A 16958-nucleotide genomic window follows, 5' to 3' on the forward strand; every position below is an offset into this window, starting at 1 on the left:
TTTATGGCCGGATCCTTGCTATTTTTATTACCGTCCTCATAATCTTATTTTTACAATCGTGTTCAGGGCGCATTTATGGAAACACATAACATGACAGAGTTACAGCCAAGCGATGTCTTCATTCCGGTTTTGCCGCTACGCGATGTAGTGGTGTACCCGCACATGGTCATCCCCTTATTTGTCGGGCGTGAGCGCTCAATTGATGCCTTGGACGCAGCCATGCGTGACAGCAAGCAAGTGTTGCTGGTGGCGCAAAAGGAAGCCGAGGTCGACGAACCGGACATTACCGACCTGTATCAGGTGGGGACGCTGGCGAATATCCTGCAATTGCTGAAATTGCCGGACGGGACGGTGAAAGTGTTGGTGGAGGGTAGCCAACGCATTAACGTGGTCTCCTATCATAATGCCGGGGCGTTTTATTCGGCGGTGGTCAAGCCGATGGAAGAGGTCTGGGACTTGTCGGAGCAAGAGCAGGATGTGCTGCAACGCACCGCGATCAGTTCGTTCGAGCAATACGTTAAGCTCAATAACAAGATCCCGCCTGAAGTGCTGACCTCGTTGGCGGGCATTGATGACCCTAGCCGTTTAGCGGACACGATGGCGGCGCACATGAGCCTGAAGGTTCAAGATAAGCAGGGAATTTTGGAAAACCCCAATATCCAAAGCCGTCTGGAAAACCTGATGATGCTGATGGAAGGCGAGGTGGATATTCTGGAGATGGAGAAGAAAATCCGCGTCCGCGTTAAGCAGCAGATGGAGAAAAACCAGCGCGAGTATTATCTTAACGAGCAGATTAAGGCGATCCAAAAAGAATTGGGTGACATGGAAGATGCCACCAATGAGATTGAGGAGCTGGAAAAGAAAATTGCCGAAGCGGGGATGTCGAAAGAAGCCAAAACCAAGGCCGAAACCGAACTGAATAAGCTGAAACTGATGCCGCCGATGTCGGCTGAGGCGACGGTGGTGCGCAATTATATTGACTGGATGGTCAATGTGCCGTGGAAGAAAAAGACCAAGGTGCGCCATGACCTGAAAATTGCCGAGCAGGTGTTGGAAGAAGAGCATTATGGCTTGGAAAAGGTCAAAGAGCGGATTCTGGAATATCTGGCGGTGCATCAGCGCGTCAAGCAGCTTAAAGGGCCGATTTTATGCTTGGTAGGGCCGCCAGGGGTGGGTAAGACCTCGTTAGGCGAGTCGATCGCCCGTGCCACCAACCGCAAATATGTGCGCATGGCTTTGGGTGGGGTGCGTGACGAAGCGGAAATCCGTGGTCATCGGCGTACCTATATCGGTTCTATGCCGGGCAAGATTTTGCAAAATCTGGCTAAGGTAAAAACCCGCAACCCAATGTTCTTGTTGGATGAGATCGACAAGATGGCGGCGGATTTCCGGGGCGATCCGGCTTCGGCACTGCTGGAGGTGTTGGACCCTGAGCAAAACCATACTTTTTCCGACCATTATTTGGAAGTCGATTTCGATTTGTCGGATGTGATGTTTGTCGCCACCGCCAATACCATGAATATCCCGCCCGCGTTACTGGACAGGATGGAAGTGATCCGCTTGGCCGGGTACACGGAAGACGAGAAGATTAATATCGCTTTGCGTTATCTGGTGCCTAAGCAAGTGAAAAATAATGGCCTGGAATTGCACGAAATTGAAATTACTGAGCCTGCGGTCAAGAATATGATCCGCTATTATTCGCGCGAGGCGGGAGTGCGCAGCTTGGAGCGGGACATTTCCAAGATTTGCCGGAAAGTCGTCAAAGCCCTGCTGTTAAAGTCGGTCGGCGGCAAGGTGGTGGTGACCGCCGAGAATCTGGGCGATTATTTGGGCGTGAAACGCTTTGATTATGGCGTGGCCGAAGAGCGCGACCAAATCGGCCAGGTGACTGGCTTGGCGTGGACGGAAGTCGGCGGCGAATTGCTGACTATCGAAACGGCGGTGATTCCGGGCAAGGGCAAGCATTCGGCGACCGGCAAATTGGGCGATGTCATGAAAGAGTCCATTGAGGCGGCGATGACCGTGGTGCGGAGCCGTTCGGATATTCTCGGCATTAATAACGAGGTGTTCCAGCAAAATGATATCCATGTCCATGTCCCTGAAGGGGCAACCCCGAAAGATGGCCCTAGCGCGGGTATTGGCATGTGTACGGCGATCATTTCGGCCTTGACCAAGATTCCGGTACGCGCCAATGTCGCGATGACCGGCGAGATCACTTTGCGCGGGGAAGTGTTGCCGATTGGCGGTTTGAAGGAGAAGTTATTGGCGGCGCACCGGGGCGGCATCACGACCGTTTTAATTCCTGCCGACAATGAAAAAGATTTGGTGGAAATACCCGATAATATCAAGGCTAACCTGACCATTAAGCCGGTACATTGGATTGATGAGGTGTTGGCGGTGGCTTTGCAGTATGTACCTGTTCCTATTGAGAAACTGGTTATTGAAGAAAAGGCGAAAAGCGATGCGGATAGTGTCAAGGCCTTAAAAACTGGATTGACTGCCCATTAATAGGGTCTGCGCCAAGGCTTGCCGACCTACGGCAAGCCTTGGTAAACGTGGCCTCGGCTATCTTTAAAGCTTGACACTACACAATGGCAGTTGATATAAATAACAGTGTTTCTTGTGTTGCTGCTGTCAGGGCATAAGAATTACACATCAGCCTAGCACAACACCTATAACAATGACTTCCTGAGGGGGGAATAATGAATAAATCGGATCTTATCGACGCTATAGCGGAGTCTTCAGAATTAACCAAAGCCGATGCCGGCCGCGCGTTGGATGGCTTTATTAAAGCTGTAGAATCTGCATTAAAAGCGGGTGATTCCGTGGCTTTAGTGGGCTTTGGTACCTTTTCCGTGAAAGCGCGTGCCGAGCGTAAAGGCCGTAATCCGCAGACCGGTGAAGAAATAATTATCAAAGCAGCAACAATTCCATCATTTAAAGCTGGTAAATCTTTAAAAGATGCTGTAAACTAGTCAGCATTAGTCGGGTGCTTAGCTCAGCTGGGAGAGCGTCGCCCTTACAAGGCGAGGGTCGGGGGTTCGATCCCCTCAGCACCCACCAGACTTTGGAGTGGTAGTTCAGTTGGTCAGAATACCGGCCTGTCACGCCGGTGGTCGCGGGTTCGAGCCCCGTCCACTTCGCCAAAAAAATCAAAAGCCCCGTACCACTTTGGTTCGGGGCTTTTTTTTTGCATCATACATCGGATTTATTAGGGCCTGAGCTTATGCTGACGACAATTAGAGAAAAATCGCAAGGTGCTTTTGCAGGGGGTATCTTATTATTGATTGGTGTGCCGTTTGTGTTATGGGGCATCAACAACTATATGGATAATGGTAAGGAAGCGGCGGTCGCTTCGGTGGGCGACAAGGATTTTTATCAGCGTGATGTCAATAAAGCCTACGAGCAGTATAGCCAAAGCTTGCGGGGCATGGGTATTGATGAACAGGCCTTAAAAGCCCAAGCCCTGCAAAAGTTGATTAAAGACGAGGTGTTGTTGCAGTACGTCCAATCCCGCGGGCTGACCGCCACTGATGAGGCTGTCCGTGACTTTATTAAAGGTTTGGAATACTTCCAAACCGACGGCCATTTCGATGATGCCAAATATAAGGCTTTGCTGGCGACCCAGCATATGTCCTCTAATGAATTTGTCGGGCGGGTGAAAAACGCGCTGGTGATGGAGCAGTTCCAACACAGCATCGTCGATACCAGCTTTGCCAGCCAGTATGATGTGGAGGGTTTTTTCAAAATCCAAAACCAGCAACGTGATGTCGAGTATTTGACCGTGCCCGTGCAGGTCGCCGCCGAACCGCCTAAGGACGAGGAGATTAAGGCTTATTATCAGCAGCATCAGGATGCTTACCAAGCGCCTGAGCAGTTGTCGGTCGATTATATCGAGTTGTCGTTAGCGGATCTGGCGAAAAAGGTCGAGGTCAGTGACGACAAGCTGAAAGCTTTTTATACCGAACAAAAAGACCAGTACACCACGCCCGAACGCCGTAAAATCAGCCATATCTTATTTGCTGTCGATGCCAAGACGGATGAGAAGGCGGCCTTGGAAAAGGCTAAAAAAGCCAAGCTGGAGCTGGCTAGCAAGGATTTTGCGAAGGTGGCGGCCGAACTGTCCGATGATAAGGCCACTGCCAAAGAAGGCGGCGATTTGGGCTTGTTTAGCGCGGGGGTGATGGAAAAGGATTTTGAGGCCGCCGCGACGGGCTTGAAGTTGGGGGAGGTGTCTGAGCCGGTCAAATCCGCTTTCGGCTACCATCTGATTAAAGTGACCGAGTTGGTGCCGGCGCAAATCAAGCCTTATGACAGCGTGAAGGATGAAGTCGCTAAGGCGTACCAAAAAGCCCAAGCGGAAAATGGTTTCTACGAGGCGGGCGAAAAATTGACCGAAGCCAGTTATCAAAATCCTGACAGTTTACAGGCGGCTGCCGATGCCTTAGGCCTGACGATTAAGACTTCCGCTTTGTTCACTAAGGAAAAAGGCGACGGGGTAGCTGCCGACGATAAAATCCGTAGCGCGGCGTTTACCGACGAGGTGTTGCATGGCAATAACAGCGCACCTATTGAGCAGGGTAGCGATAAGTTGGTAGTGTTGCGTATGCACGAGCATAAACCGGCCGCGACACGCGACTTGGCGGCGGTAAAAACCGATATTAGCGCGATTTTGGCAATGGATAAGGCCAAGCAATCGGCAGTTGAACGGGCCAAGCAACTTAAAGTCCGCTTACAACAAGGCGAGGCCATCCAGCAAGTGGCGGGCGAGGCTAAGCTGGAGCTGAAAACTGCCCAGGGTCTGACGCGCCGGAAAACGGATTTGCCCGCACCTTTGGTCGAGGCGATTTTTAAGGCCGCTAAGCCCGTCGCCAATAAGCCAAGCATTTTTATCGCCGCTTTGCCGTCAGGCGAGCAAGTTGTCGTCAGCCTGAATAAAGTCACCGAAGGGGTGATGGGCGAAAGCGATAAAGCGCAATTGGAGTTGGCGAAAAAGAGCATGGGCAATGCCTTGGGGCAGAGCGAGTTTAATGCGGTGCTTAATAGTTTGCAGGCCGATGCGGATATTTCTGTGGTAAGCAATAAGGCGCAAGCCGCTGCCGAATAGTCTTATAAGGCCTTTAGGAAGCGGTAAAGCCGCCGGAAACGCCTTTTATGGCGGCTTTTTTGTTTGCGGCTTTTGGGGGGTTACCCACAAGGTGGGTTTGGTGTACGGATGGGTATTTATGGCCAATGAACAAGAGATGAGCGCAACCCGGCAGCGTGTCGCCTCGGTTGCGCAAGCGATGTTAAGCGGCGAGTTGGCGTTTCTGGAAGGGGTTTTTGAATTGGCGGAACTCAGTCATGATCCGGCACTTGCAAGACATGATGCCGGGCTTAGGCTGTTTGTTGTCATGGCATCGGAACTAGATGGTTTGCCGATTGGGCCGGCAAGGCAATATTGGTCAAAAGCGGCTTTGCTGCGGCATCAGCCAAGCATCGAGGCGGCAACTGTTTGGGCAAGGGGGTTAAGCGCCGAGGCTTTACGCAATTTGGTGGCGCGGTTTGGGGGTAATGGGGTGTGCGGGTTGGATGACGGATAAGGGAGGCAGCTACGACTTCGCCATTTTCCTAAAGCTAAAGCCTTTGTCGATAAACTTAGGGCTGTAGTATTGTTTGGGGTTGATGTGGTGGTGTTGCGGGTCGACGACATTTTTTATCGTGTAAACGTTGCCTTTTTTGTCGGTGGCCATTTTTGCCAAATCGACGATTTCTTCAGGCATGGCTCGGCCTTCTTCGTTACGCAGCACTACGACTTTAGGGCGCAATTTCATGCGTTCATTGGCTTCGACAATAATCGCCAGTGCCCCGCTGGTCATTTGAACAATGCAGCCGGGCGGGTAAACCCCCATGCTTTCGATAAATTTAATCAGTAAGTCGCGGTCCAGTTTGCTGCCGACCAGTTTGGTCATCTGGTGGGTGGCTTCCAGGTGAGTTTTGCTGGCTTGGTTAGGACGGCCATTAATTATCGAGTCATAAGTGCTGGCAATTGTGACGATTTTAGTAAAATCGGAGATGCTGGCTTGCTTAAGCTGGCGCGGATAGCCGTTGCCGTCTAGGCGTTCGTGGTGGGTCAAGGCGGTTTCCAACACGCAAGAATCTATGTTGTCACTGGATTTGAGCAACTCATAGCCGAGTATGGTATGTGACTGCATGAGCTTTAGCTCGTCGCCTTGAAGCTTGCCTTCTTTGCTGATGAGCTTATAAGGGATGCGCATTTTGCCGATGTCATGCAACATGCCACACATGCCTAAGTTCACCAAAGCCGTTTCCGGCAGGTTAAGGTGACGGCCTAGGATGATCGACAGCACGGCGACATTTAAGCTGTGCCGTGTGGTGTGTTCGTCTTTTTCTTTCAGTCGGATCAGCCATAACAGCGCGTCGGGAGACTGCAAGACGCTGTTGACGCAATCGGTGATGGCCTTTTTCGCCAACCAGCCGTCAATTTGTTTGCCCTGCGCCGCTTGTTTCATGCAATCGTTGATCAAGCTGGTGGTGTGGGCATGGGCTTTTTCCGCTTTGACGATTTCCCGTTCAAATGAACCCAGTTTTTGGGGCGGAACGGTATTTTTAAAGTCGATAACCTTTGACAGGCTAGTGTTTGCGGCATTGCCGCCAAGCTTGTTGGTTTGGGAGAGGGTACGGGTTTTGGTCGCGTCTATATACACATAAGCGCAAAGGTTTTTAACCGCCTGCAATTGCGCTTGGGTGCGCACTTCAAAGCCTTGGAACATAAACGGCGAGTCCAACCAAGGGCGGTCAAGCTCGACGATGTACATGCCTAAACGCAACTGGTCAATCGGCGTATAGCTTTTTTCGACCGACGTGCCTAAGCCACCTAGGCTAGGAGTGGTTTTTTTAAGCTTTTTTTGCTGCCGGAAAGGCCACAGGGTCGAAAGCATGAGAGGCTTCTTATAAACAGATTAACCGATATTAGCTATAATGATAGGCAGTTTTTTCGGGATGTAAAGGTAATTTTACCTAAAAAAAACATTTTTTTTTAAGGTTTTTTTAGCGGTTTGGCAGCCCTTGCCCAGCAAGGGCTGCCAGCGTGCTTAATACACGTCGCGGACGTAACGTTTGGTTTTTTTCAATTGGTTAACGTATTCGGCGGCCTGTTCTGCGCTTAGCTTGCCTTGTTGGGCGATGACTTCATGCAGGGCTTTGTCGACATCTTTCGCCATCCGGTAAGCGTCGCCACAGACGAAGAAATAACCGCCTGCTTCCAGCCAAGCGAACAGTTCGGCGGCATTGTCGAGCATTTTGTCTTGGACATAAATTTTTTCGGCTTGGTCTCTGGAAAAAGCCAAGTCCAAACGGGTCAATAAGCCGCTGGCCTGCATGTCGGCCAGTTCGTCCTGATACAGGAAGTCGGTGGCGGCGTTACGGTCACCAAAAAACAACCAGTTTTTGCCGGTGGCTTGTCGGCATTGGCGTTCTTGCAAGAAGGCGCGGAACGGGGCGATACCGGTGCCAGGGCCGACCATAATCATCGGCAGGCTGTTGTCTTCGGGAACACGGAAGACTTTGTTGGGGGTAAAAAAGCACCGCACTTCGGTGTCCGATGTTACCAGATCGGCCAGGAACGTCGAGCAGACACCTTTATGCTGGCGGTTATGGCTATCATAACGGACACTGGCGACGGTCAGGTGGACGGTGTCGGGGTAGGCTTTGCTGCTGGAAGAGATGGAGTAGGCGCGGTGTTGCAGGGGTTTTAACAGGCTGATGAATTCGGCGGCGGAAAATTCCATTTGCGGGAATTGTAGCAACAAGTCTAGGGTATCGCGTCCCCAGAGGTAATCGCTGAGTTGGTCTTTGCTGCCCGCGCTTAACAGGCCGTTCAGTTCTTGGTCGCCGGAGCGTTTGGCGATTTCTTCCAACAGTTCTTTGCTGGGGTTTTTGATCTCAAATTGGGTGCGTAAAGCTTCGCGTAACGGCATCAGTTCGCCGTTGACAGGTTCTTCTTCGTCGCCTTGGCAACCGATGGCAGCTAAGAGTTCGGCAACCAAGTCCGGGCAATTGGTCGGTACGACACATAAGGCATCACCCGCTTCATAAGTCAGGCCCGAACCGGCAATGGAAATTTCATAATGGCGGGTTTCTTTGGAAGAGTCAGGGCTAGTGACCCAGCGGTTGGCCAGCATTTTGGCCGGAAACGGGTTTTTGCGGTGGTATTGCGGTTTGTCGTTGGTGCTGGTGTCGGCGCTCACGATAGTGGTGGCGGCCCCGTCAGCCATTTGCGGGATGACGGCACTAAGCCAAACGTGCGCGGGTTCTTCAAAATCGACATCACAATCGGTGCGTTCGTACACGCGCGTAGCACCAAGTTGATGCAAGCGGTTGTCCCAATCTTTGCCGGCTTGGCAAAACAGGTCATAGCTGGTGTCGCCTAAAGCTAAGACCGAATAGTGCAGTTTTGGTAAGGTAGGGGCGGTGTCGGCCTGTGCCGATTCCCAGAGCAGTTGCGCGTTATCAGGCATTTCGCCTTCGCCGTAGGTGCTGGTGATGAGCAGCAGATGTTCCATAGCCGCTAAATCGGCAACGCTGATTTCGTCCATGCTTCTCACGACAGGCTTTAAGCCGTGGGTTTTGGCGATGGCGGCGGCATCGTTGGCCACCGCTTCGGCGTTGCCGGTTTGGCTGCCGTACAGGATATCCAGGATCCGCACGTCTGCGCTGGCAGAATCGGTGGTTTGTATCATACGGGTGTGCATACCAGCGAAAAAGCCGCTTAACCAAGCTCTCTGGCTGGCGCTGTAAGGCGCGTCTAAGGGAATCTGAGGTGTTTTCATTATGTCACTGCAAAATCAATTATCAATCGGCCTCCGGTTGCCAAGGCGACCGGAGGCCGGGGTAGTGGTTAAAGTGCGAGGGATCAGGCGGTAGGTTCGCTCAATAAATTTTGAGCAATTCCCAAGCCAACCAAGCTGGCCAAGTAGGCTTCTATGGATGGGATGCCTGCCAACGCTTGTTTATTGATCTGTTCTTGCTCAATAATCCAAGCGGTGGAGCCTATCGAATAAATGCTTTGCACCGAACGGTTAATCAGCGCGGTTTTATAGTCATTGAGGCGTTTGGCGGCCAGCAGCCATGCCAAATGCCCGTCGCTGTAGTTGCTGTAAGCTTCGCGGGTGTTTTTGACCAGCGCCTCTTGTAATTTACGCGGACGTTCCAGAATGATTTTACGCGCCGCCTGTTCGATCTGGCTTTGCCCGCGTAAGGCTTCCGGCAGATGTTTGAGGCTGTCACGCGCCACTTGTTGGGCTTTGTCCAATACCGCAAAGCTGTTAATGAGCTTAAACGTCAAGTCGGTGTCGCTGCTGCCGTAATCGGGGATAATGCCGCCAAACAAGGGTTGTGTGCTCAGGTAAGCCTGTTTGACTTGCCCTATTTGTTGACGCGCCAATTCTTGCGCCAATTCTTCGAGCATTTCTTTGCGGTCGGTGGTTTGTTGCAGATACTGCGCATCTTGGGTTTTGTATAGCCAGAGCGGTACGGCAAATTTGAAATGCCCACGTTCTTGCGCCCAGTTTACCAGTAAGTTTTTGGCTTTACTCGAATTCGCATTATCGGCATGTTGCTCCAACATGGCAAGAATAAACTGCTCATGCCCGCGCGCCGTGTCGGTGTCTTCGGTCAGACGGTGCAAGGCCACCGAGGATTTGTCGTACAATTTTTCCAAACGGTCTTCGGGGTCGTACTGGTAGGCGTTACCGCCGGACATGCCGTTGCAAAAACCTTTGCCGAAACCGCCGATGTTCAGCACCGCGCCGTTGGTCATGTATTCGCAGGCGAAATCGCCCACGCCTTCCACGACGGCCATCGCGCCGGAGTTTCTGACCGCAAAGCGGTCGCCCGCCTCGCCGTTGATGAAGGCTTTGCCGCCGGTTGCGCCGAACAGGGCGAAGTTGCCGATCAGGACGTTGTTGCCGGGGGTTTTGATGCCGCCCCCCGGAGATTCGATCACCAAGGTGCCGCCACAGGCGGATTTGCCAACCCCGTCGTTACAAGTGCCCAGATGTTCCATGCGCATCCCGTCGTTGAGGAAGGCGGCATAGCTTTGTCCCGCCGAGCCGGTGGTGCGGATGACGATGCTGTCAGGGGCGAAATAACGGCGGCCTGTGGCGGTTTGGTAAATGATTTTCGCGGCGGCGACGCTGTCGGCATCCAGTTGGTAGGCCAACAGGCGTTCAATATCTATCGCCGCTTGGCCGCCGACGGTTTTGTTGCGGTTATTGAGTTTGAAGCCGTCGCCTTCGATGATGACTTGCTCTTGGCGGTCACGGATCAAGGTGTTTTTGACTTGTTCGATGATGCGGTCATCGACACTAAAATTAGCCTCCAAATAAATCGGTTTGGCGATTTTGATCTCTTCGACTTCGGCCAGCATTTTATGCAGATCAATTTGCCCGACCATGCAAGGGTGGTCAATCAAATGCAGCAGTTCGGTTTTGCCACGGATGTCTTGCAAACTGGTATAGCCGAGGCTAGCCAAGATTTCGCGGACTTCGTGCGCCAAGTTCATGAAGTATTGGGCCAGGACGCGCGGGTCGCCCTTAAATTCTTCATGTGAGGTGGTCAGGCCGGCCGGGCATTTGATGTTGCAGTTTTTCGCCATGACGCAACGTAGCATCATCAGGGCGGTGGTGCCGAATTCAAACGAGTCCGCCCCTAAGATCGCCGATTTGACGACATCAATACCGCCTTGGTGGGCGCCGCTACAACGCAGAATGACTTTTTCGCGCAGGCCATTGACTGCCAGGGCCTGATGGACTTCGGCAATGCCGATTTCAGGGGAGCGGCCACTGTGCTTGAGGCTGGTGACGGCCGCCGCGCCGGTGCCGCCGGTATTGCCTGCGACGTTAATGATATCGGCACCGGCTTTGGCGACGCCGACGGCGATAGTGCCGATGCCTTCGGAAGACACCAGCTTAACGCCGACTTTGATCCGTGCCGCTTTGGCATCGTGAATCAGTTGGCCTAGGTCTTCGATGGAGTAAGTGTCGTGGTGCGGCGGCGGGCTGACCAGTTCGACCCGGGGCGTACCGCCGCGTAAGGCGGCAATTTCCACGGATACTTTCGCGGCGGGCAATTGTCCGCCTTCACCCGGTTTCGCGCCTTGGGCGATTTTAATTTCAATTTCTTGGATGGTCGGATCGGCCAGATAGCCTGCCCATACGCCAAAACGGCCAGAAGCGAACTGTTTGATTTTACAGGAGCGCAAGGTGTTGAAGCGGCTGGAATGCTCGCCGCCTTCACCTGAATTGCTTAAGCCCCCGACAATGTTGGTGCCTAAGGCGACGGCCTCATGGGCTTCCGCCAACAACGCCCCGTGGCTCATCGCACCTGACGCTAAGGTCGGGGTGATGGTATGGGCGGGCTGCACATCGGCTAGGGCGATAGGGTCACGCGCGGGTTTGACGGCTTGTAAATAGCCCGCCAGTAAGCTGGTTTCAGGGGTGCTGACCCGCAGTTCCTCCGCGGTGACGGTCAAGCTAAAGCCGCTGTCGCCCGCCGCGCCGAAACGCTGTTGCAGATGGGCGGCAAGCTGTTCTAAGCGGGCTTTGGACGGGTTACCGTCTAAGCTAACGGTAAAGCTGCCGGTAGCCGTTTGCTTGACGCTGAGGCCTCGCACCAAATAGTTGATGTTGCCGCGCAGATTTTGCTGGCCTAAGCTGCGGTCAAAATCGGCACAGGTTTGTGCGCTGCTGACATCGGCCGGAAACGCCATGATGTCACGCAGGGCGGCTGGCCGCTCGGCGCGTTCTTGATAGAGGTTCTTGGTGAAGCTACGGTAGGCAGGGGTGATGCCGAAACTGTCCAATTGTACGTCGGTGCGTTTTTCGTAACCGAAGTCCAAATAGGCCGTGTCGCTGGCTGTAGGGGCTTGCTCTTGAGGGATGTAGAGTATCGCCTCGTCGGTCATGTTGATGTATTCGCGCACGGCGGTGTTGCCGTAGGAATGGCCGGCCCCGTCTTGGCGTTCTTTGAACAGGCCTAAGAAAGGGATGTCCTTTTCTTCGTGTACCGATAGGGCTTTGTGGTGCCATTCGGTGGCGCTGGCAGCCAAGTCGGCGTAGCGGACACCGCCGACGGAGGCGTGGATGTTGGGGAAATACGGGCTGAGCTTGGGCTCGTCGGTGTCAAGGTAGTTCGATTCGAAGAACTCGCCGCCGATATAACTTTCGACGGTGCACAAGCCGAATTTGCCCATGGTTTTCATTAACGATTTTTCCGTGCCTTTTTGGAATTTATCGAGAATTTTTTGCTGTTCGGCAGGCGCGTAATGGCTCATGACGCGGTTGTGGACGCTGAGCGGACAAATCGCCGACGCGCCGAAACCTAAGATAGTGGCAATGTCATGGGGGCTGGCGGCCTGTCCGGTTTCGGCAATCAGCGAGGAGTTAAAACGCAGGCCTTGTTTGACCAAACGTTGGTTGGCGGCGGCTATCATCAGGATGGCAGGGATGGCCGCTTGGTTCTGGCTGATGTTGATGTCGCTTAAAATAATAATGCCGACATTGTTTTGCGCGGCTTGTTCGACATGGTCGCAGACTACGGCCAAGGCTTGTTCTAGGTTGTCGGCATTGAGCTGGGCATCGGCAAAGTCCGGCGTGTATAGCGCGTCTAAGGTAATGGTGCTGACGGCGGTTTGGCGGCGGATTTGCTCCAGTTGGGTGCGTTGTAAAATAGGCGTGTCGATGACCAGTTGCCGGGTCTGTGCGTCCGAAAAGTTCGGTTTCGCGCCTAAGGCCACGCGTAAGGTCATGCCATCGCTTTCTCTGATGGAGTCCAGCGGCGGGTTGGTGACTTGCGCAAAGCGTTGGCTAAAGTAGCGGGACATGCCGCCTTCGGCACCTGACAGGGCGTTAGGGGCAATGCCGTAGCCCATTGCGGTGACTTTTTCCATGCCGGTCGCCAGCATGGGGTCAAGCAAGAATTTAAAGCTTTCTTGGTTCAGCGAATAAGCGGTATGTTGTTGGTCGACGTTGAAGGTGGTGTTGTACGTCAGTTCCGCTAAGGGGACGGGCGGCAATTCCGTCAGATGCAGGCAACGTTTTACTAACAAGGCCTGATAGTCTTGCTCGGCGGCGAGCCGCTCCATGATTTCGCGGGTGTTGTAAGCCTGTTGGGTGGTGTGGTCAAAATAGATCATCCCGCCTGCTTCGATGCGGCCACGTTTGATGACTTCTTTGGGCGGGAAGTCAATCTGTCCGGCTTCGGACATGACGCACAGGTATTCGCCGGTTTCAACCGAACGCAAAGGGCGCAGGCCTAAGCGGTCCAGCCGGGCACCGACGCGGATGCCGTCGGAGAAAATCAGCGCTGCCGGGCCGTCGTTTTTTTCTTCGTAAAGGCTGAAGTATTCGAACATGGCGCGTACCTGCGGCGACAAGGTGGTGTCGTTTTCCCAAGCGGGCGGCATCATCGCCAAGACGGCGGTGACAATATCCATTTCATCTTCATTGATGCGCCGCGACAGGGTTTGGTCTAAGCGGCCAGAGTCGGATTGCCCGCACGGGAAAATAATGTGTTTGTTATTTTGCCGGGCAATCGCGCTTTCGCTCAGGCGGTTTTTCTTGTCGGTGTTCAACTCGCCGTTATGCGCCATATATCTGAACGGCTGCGCCATGGTAGTGGCGGGGGCGGTATTGGTCGAAAACCGGGTGTGGAAGAAGAGGGTGCTGATTTCGTGGTCGGTGTCGTACAGGTCGGTAAAGTACGGGATGACCTCAAAAGAATTCAGGCGGCCTTTGTAGACTTGGGTGCGCGAACTCATCGACAGCGGATAAAAGCCTGTCAGTTCGGGTAGGCTGTAGCCTTCCACTTCAATGTCTAGCAAGGTGGCTTGGATATGCCTTTCAAAAACCGCATGTGAGGCATCGCGTAAGGCTTCGGGGCGGCCAAACACACACTGTTTAATGGGTAATTGGGCTTTGACGGAGGCATCGTTAAGGACGCTTTTGTCGATAGGCACAGCCCGCCACAATAAAATCGGTAGCCCTGCGGCTTGCAGGTGCCGTTCGACCATGGCTTGGGCGGTCGAGTCGTAATGGTCGTGGTCTTCCGGGAAAAAGAAGTTGGCGACACCAAACTGGCCTAGCTCTAAATCGGCGATGCCGGTGATTTTGCGGAAAAAATTCCGCGACAGGTCAATGTTGACCCCGGCGCCGTCGCCAATACCTTCCGCGCTCATGCCGCCACGGTGTGGGATGGTGCATAAGGCATCATGGGATTTGGCCAGCAGGTCGTGGGTTTGCTTGCTTTGTTTGTGGGTGATAAAACCTACGCCGCAGCTATCTTGCGATAGTTCGGGGTTATAAAGCATGGCTTCTTGTTGGGTTAATCGGGAATGTATGTTCATGAGGCGGCCCCGTTGTCTATTCATGCTGTAAATATGCAGCGTACAGTGTATGTTTTTTCTTGCAATGCGTGGTCGTTTTTTTTGGCAATGCGTGATAGAGTCAATGGCACACATTGGTGCGGTGCCAGACGGCAAGCTTTGTAAGATAATTTTCAGTTAGCGAAACCCGTTAATTGTAATACAGTCGCGTTTATCTGTCACATTACGGCCATTTTTATTTGCAGAAATTTAGATTACTTGATAGTTGATTAATATGAAAGAAATTTTTGATGTGGTGATCATAGGCGGCGGTATGGTCGGGGCGGCTGTGGCCTGCGGTTTGGGTGGCAGCGCCCTGAAAGTCGCGGTAATCGAGGCTTCGCCGCCCGTGCCGTTTGCCCCGGAGCAGGCGCATGACCTGCGGGTGTCCGCCCTGAGCATCGCTTCAAAAAACATTTTGGCCACGGTCGGGGCGTGGGAGGGGCTGGTGGCGCGGCGCGTCTGCCCGTTCCGTAGGATGCGGGTTTGGGAGACGGCGGGCGACACCGAATTTTGCAGCGACGACATTCATTATCCTGAATTGGGCTATATTGTCGAGAACCGTGTCACTCAATTGGCGTTGTTGGAGCGTTTGCAGGCCTTTGCCAATATCGAATTGATGTGTCCGGCGACTATTAAGTCGATAGATTACGCGCCTGGGCGTTTGAGCGAGGTGGAACTGGAGGACGGGCGGATATTGTCGGCACGGCTTTTGGTCGCGGCGGACGGCGGGCAATCCCGGGTCCGGCAAGCGGTCGGTTTGGGGGTGACCAGTTGGGATTATGACCAGCATGCGTTGGTCATTTATATAGAAACCGCTTATGGGCAGCAGGATATTACTTGGCAGCGTTTTGTGCCCAGTGGCCCGCAGGCGTTTTTGCCCTTGACCGGGCATTTTGGTTCGATCGTTTGGTATCACTCGCCGGACGAAGTCAAACGCCTAAAAGCGTTGCCGTTGGCGGAACTTAAGGATGAATTGGTGGCGGCTTTTCCCGATTGTCTGGGGCAAGTGGAGCAGGTGTTGGCGGCCACCAGTTTTCCGTTGAAGCGCCAGCACGCCCAGCATTACATTAAAGCAGGGGTGGCGCTCGTGGGCGATGCCGCGCATACCATCAATCCGCTGGCGGGGCAGGGGGTGAATATCGGCCTGTTGGATGCCGCCGCCCTGGCGGAGGTGTTGGTGGGGGCGGTCAAAAAAGGCCAAGATATCAGCGATGTTGCGGTGCTTAAGCGTTACGAGCAGTTGCGCCGCCATGAAAACCTAAAAATGATGACGGTCATGGATGTATTTTATCAAGTGTTCAGCAACGATGTTTTGCCGGTCAGGCTGTTGCGTAATTTGGGTTTGGGTTTGGCGGAGCGGGTTTTGCCCGCCAAACATATCGTTATGCGCAATGCGATGGGCTTGGCGGGTAATTTGCCTAAGCTTGCCAAGGCCGAGCCGATTCTTTAAGCGGATTCGGGCGGGGGATAGGTATGAAGCACCGTATTGATCCGAAAGTGGATTGCGTTTTTAAGGCGTTGTTGGGCGCGGTGGAAACCCGCAATTTGTTGGTGCATTTTTTAAATGCTTTGCTGGGCGATGATTTGCCAGCGCCGATCCGCGCGGTGGAGTTGCTCAACCCGTATAACGGCAAGGAGACGCTTGACGACAAGGTCAATATTGTTGACGTGAAGGCGGAAGACAGCGAGGGCAATCTCTATCAGATTGAGATCCAATTGCTCAACCATCGTCATTTGCCGGCGCGTATGTTGTACACTTGGGCGGATTTATATAGCCAGCAACTTAAGGAAGGGCAGCGGTACGGTTTGCTCCAGCCGACGTATTCGGTTTGGCTGTTGGATAAGGCAATGCTGCCTGATGACGGGTGCTATTTGCGCGATTATCAGTGGCGCGACCGTGAGGGGCGGCGGTTATTGGAACACGGCGGCATTTGGTTGGTCGAATTGGGCAAGTTTGACGTACCAAGCGTTACGAACGAACAGCAGCGTTGGCTGCGTTTTTTTAAACATGGCGGGCAATTGGATGATGTGCAGTTGCCCGACTGGATGTCTACCCCAGAAATGGAGCAAGCGATGAGTGTCTTAAGGCAATTTTCGGAAAAAGAACGCGATTACCATGCGTACCAATCTCGGCAAAACGCCTTGCGCGTGCAGGCTGATATTGATTATGAGTTGGAGGAGTTGCGCCAAACTAAAGAAGAGCTGCTTCAGATTAAGCAAGCTAAGATTGATGCCGAGCGGGAGAAGCTGGCCGCCGAGCAGGAGCGGGAAGTCGCTGAGCAGGAGAGGCAAGCCGCCGAGCGGGAGCGGGAGATTGCCGAGCAAGAGAAGCTAGCCGCCGAGCAGGAGCGGCAGCTTGCTGAACAGGAAAAGGTCGTCGCCCAACAAAAAGCGGCAGTGGCCGAGCGCGAAAAACTGGCGGCGCAAGCCGAGTTGGCACACTTAAAAGCGTTATTGGGCCAGCGATAAAATGGCGGTGAAATAAATTAATAGTTGCACAAAAAAAATCTGTTGATATAATAGACGGCCTTGA

At 53.2% G+C, this 16958-nt stretch carries 9 protein-coding genes and 2 tRNA genes; 8 read left to right on the forward strand and 3 right to left on the reverse strand.

Annotation, left to right across the window (positions count from 1 at the left end; translation table 11 throughout):
* The first annotated feature begins 75 nt into the window (after positions 1–75).
* The 6 genes from lon (at position 76) to AADEFJLK_RS14790 (ending at position 5582) form a co-directional block, all read left to right on the forward strand.
* On the forward strand, positions 76–2508 hold the full coding sequence (gene lon / locus AADEFJLK_RS14765) for an endopeptidase La (protein ID WP_088620403.1): 2433 nt from the start codon (positions 76–78) through the stop codon (positions 2506–2508).
* Positions 2509–2702: 194 nt separating this feature from the next.
* Positions 2703–2975, forward strand: a complete 273-nt coding sequence (locus AADEFJLK_RS14770; protein ID WP_088620404.1) for an HU family DNA-binding protein — start codon at positions 2703–2705, stop codon at positions 2973–2975.
* A gap of 12 nt (positions 2976–2987) precedes the next feature.
* Positions 2988–3063: transfer RNA gene (locus tag AADEFJLK_RS14775), tRNA-Val, on the forward strand.
* 6 nt (positions 3064–3069) lie between these two features.
* Positions 3070–3146, forward strand: a tRNA-Asp gene (locus AADEFJLK_RS14780).
* A gap of 80 nt (positions 3147–3226) precedes the next feature.
* Entirely contained in the window at positions 3227–5107 is a 1881-nt protein-coding gene (locus AADEFJLK_RS14785) for a SurA N-terminal domain-containing protein (RefSeq protein ID WP_103974806.1), read from the forward strand.
* A 118-nt stretch (positions 5108–5225) separates the two neighbouring features.
* On the forward strand, positions 5226–5582 hold the full coding sequence (locus AADEFJLK_RS14790; protein ID WP_146054619.1) for a DUF2489 domain-containing protein: 357 nt from the start codon (positions 5226–5228) through the stop codon (positions 5580–5582).
* 9 nt (positions 5583–5591) lie between these two features.
* Here AADEFJLK_RS14790 and AADEFJLK_RS14795 read toward each other — a convergent pair whose 3' ends face one another.
* From AADEFJLK_RS14795 to AADEFJLK_RS14805, 3 genes are all read right to left on the reverse strand, one after another.
* Positions 5592–6941 carry a cyclic di-GMP phosphodiesterase gene (locus AADEFJLK_RS14795; RefSeq protein WP_103974808.1) on the reverse strand — a complete coding sequence of 450 codons (1350 nt, stop codon included), beginning with the start codon at positions 6939–6941 and terminating at the stop codon, positions 5592–5594.
* Between the two features lie 153 nt (positions 6942–7094).
* Positions 7095–8831, reverse strand: coding sequence for a sulfite reductase subunit alpha (locus AADEFJLK_RS14800; protein ID WP_103974809.1), 1737 nt, complete (start codon positions 8829–8831; stop codon positions 7095–7097).
* A gap of 83 nt (positions 8832–8914) precedes the next feature.
* Complete coding sequence (locus tag AADEFJLK_RS14805) at positions 8915–14404, reverse strand: glutamate synthase-related protein (RefSeq protein WP_103974810.1); 5490 nt, start codon at positions 14402–14404, stop codon at positions 8915–8917.
* Positions 14405–14657: 253 nt separating this feature from the next.
* Here AADEFJLK_RS14805 and AADEFJLK_RS14810 point away from each other — a divergent pair, with 253 nt between their 5' ends.
* Complete coding sequence (locus AADEFJLK_RS14810; protein WP_103974811.1) at positions 14658–15875, forward strand: FAD-dependent monooxygenase; 1218 nt, start codon at positions 14658–14660, stop codon at positions 15873–15875.
* 23 nt (positions 15876–15898) lie between these two features.
* On the forward strand, positions 15899–16894 hold the full coding sequence (locus tag AADEFJLK_RS14815) for an Rpn family recombination-promoting nuclease/putative transposase (protein ID WP_103974812.1): 996 nt from the start codon (positions 15899–15901) through the stop codon (positions 16892–16894).
* Positions 16895–16958: the final 64 nt, after the last annotated feature.

The organism is Methylovulum psychrotolerans (assembly GCF_002923755.1).
Classification (GTDB): Bacteria; Pseudomonadota; Gammaproteobacteria; order Methylococcales; family Methylomonadaceae; genus Methylovulum; species Methylovulum psychrotolerans.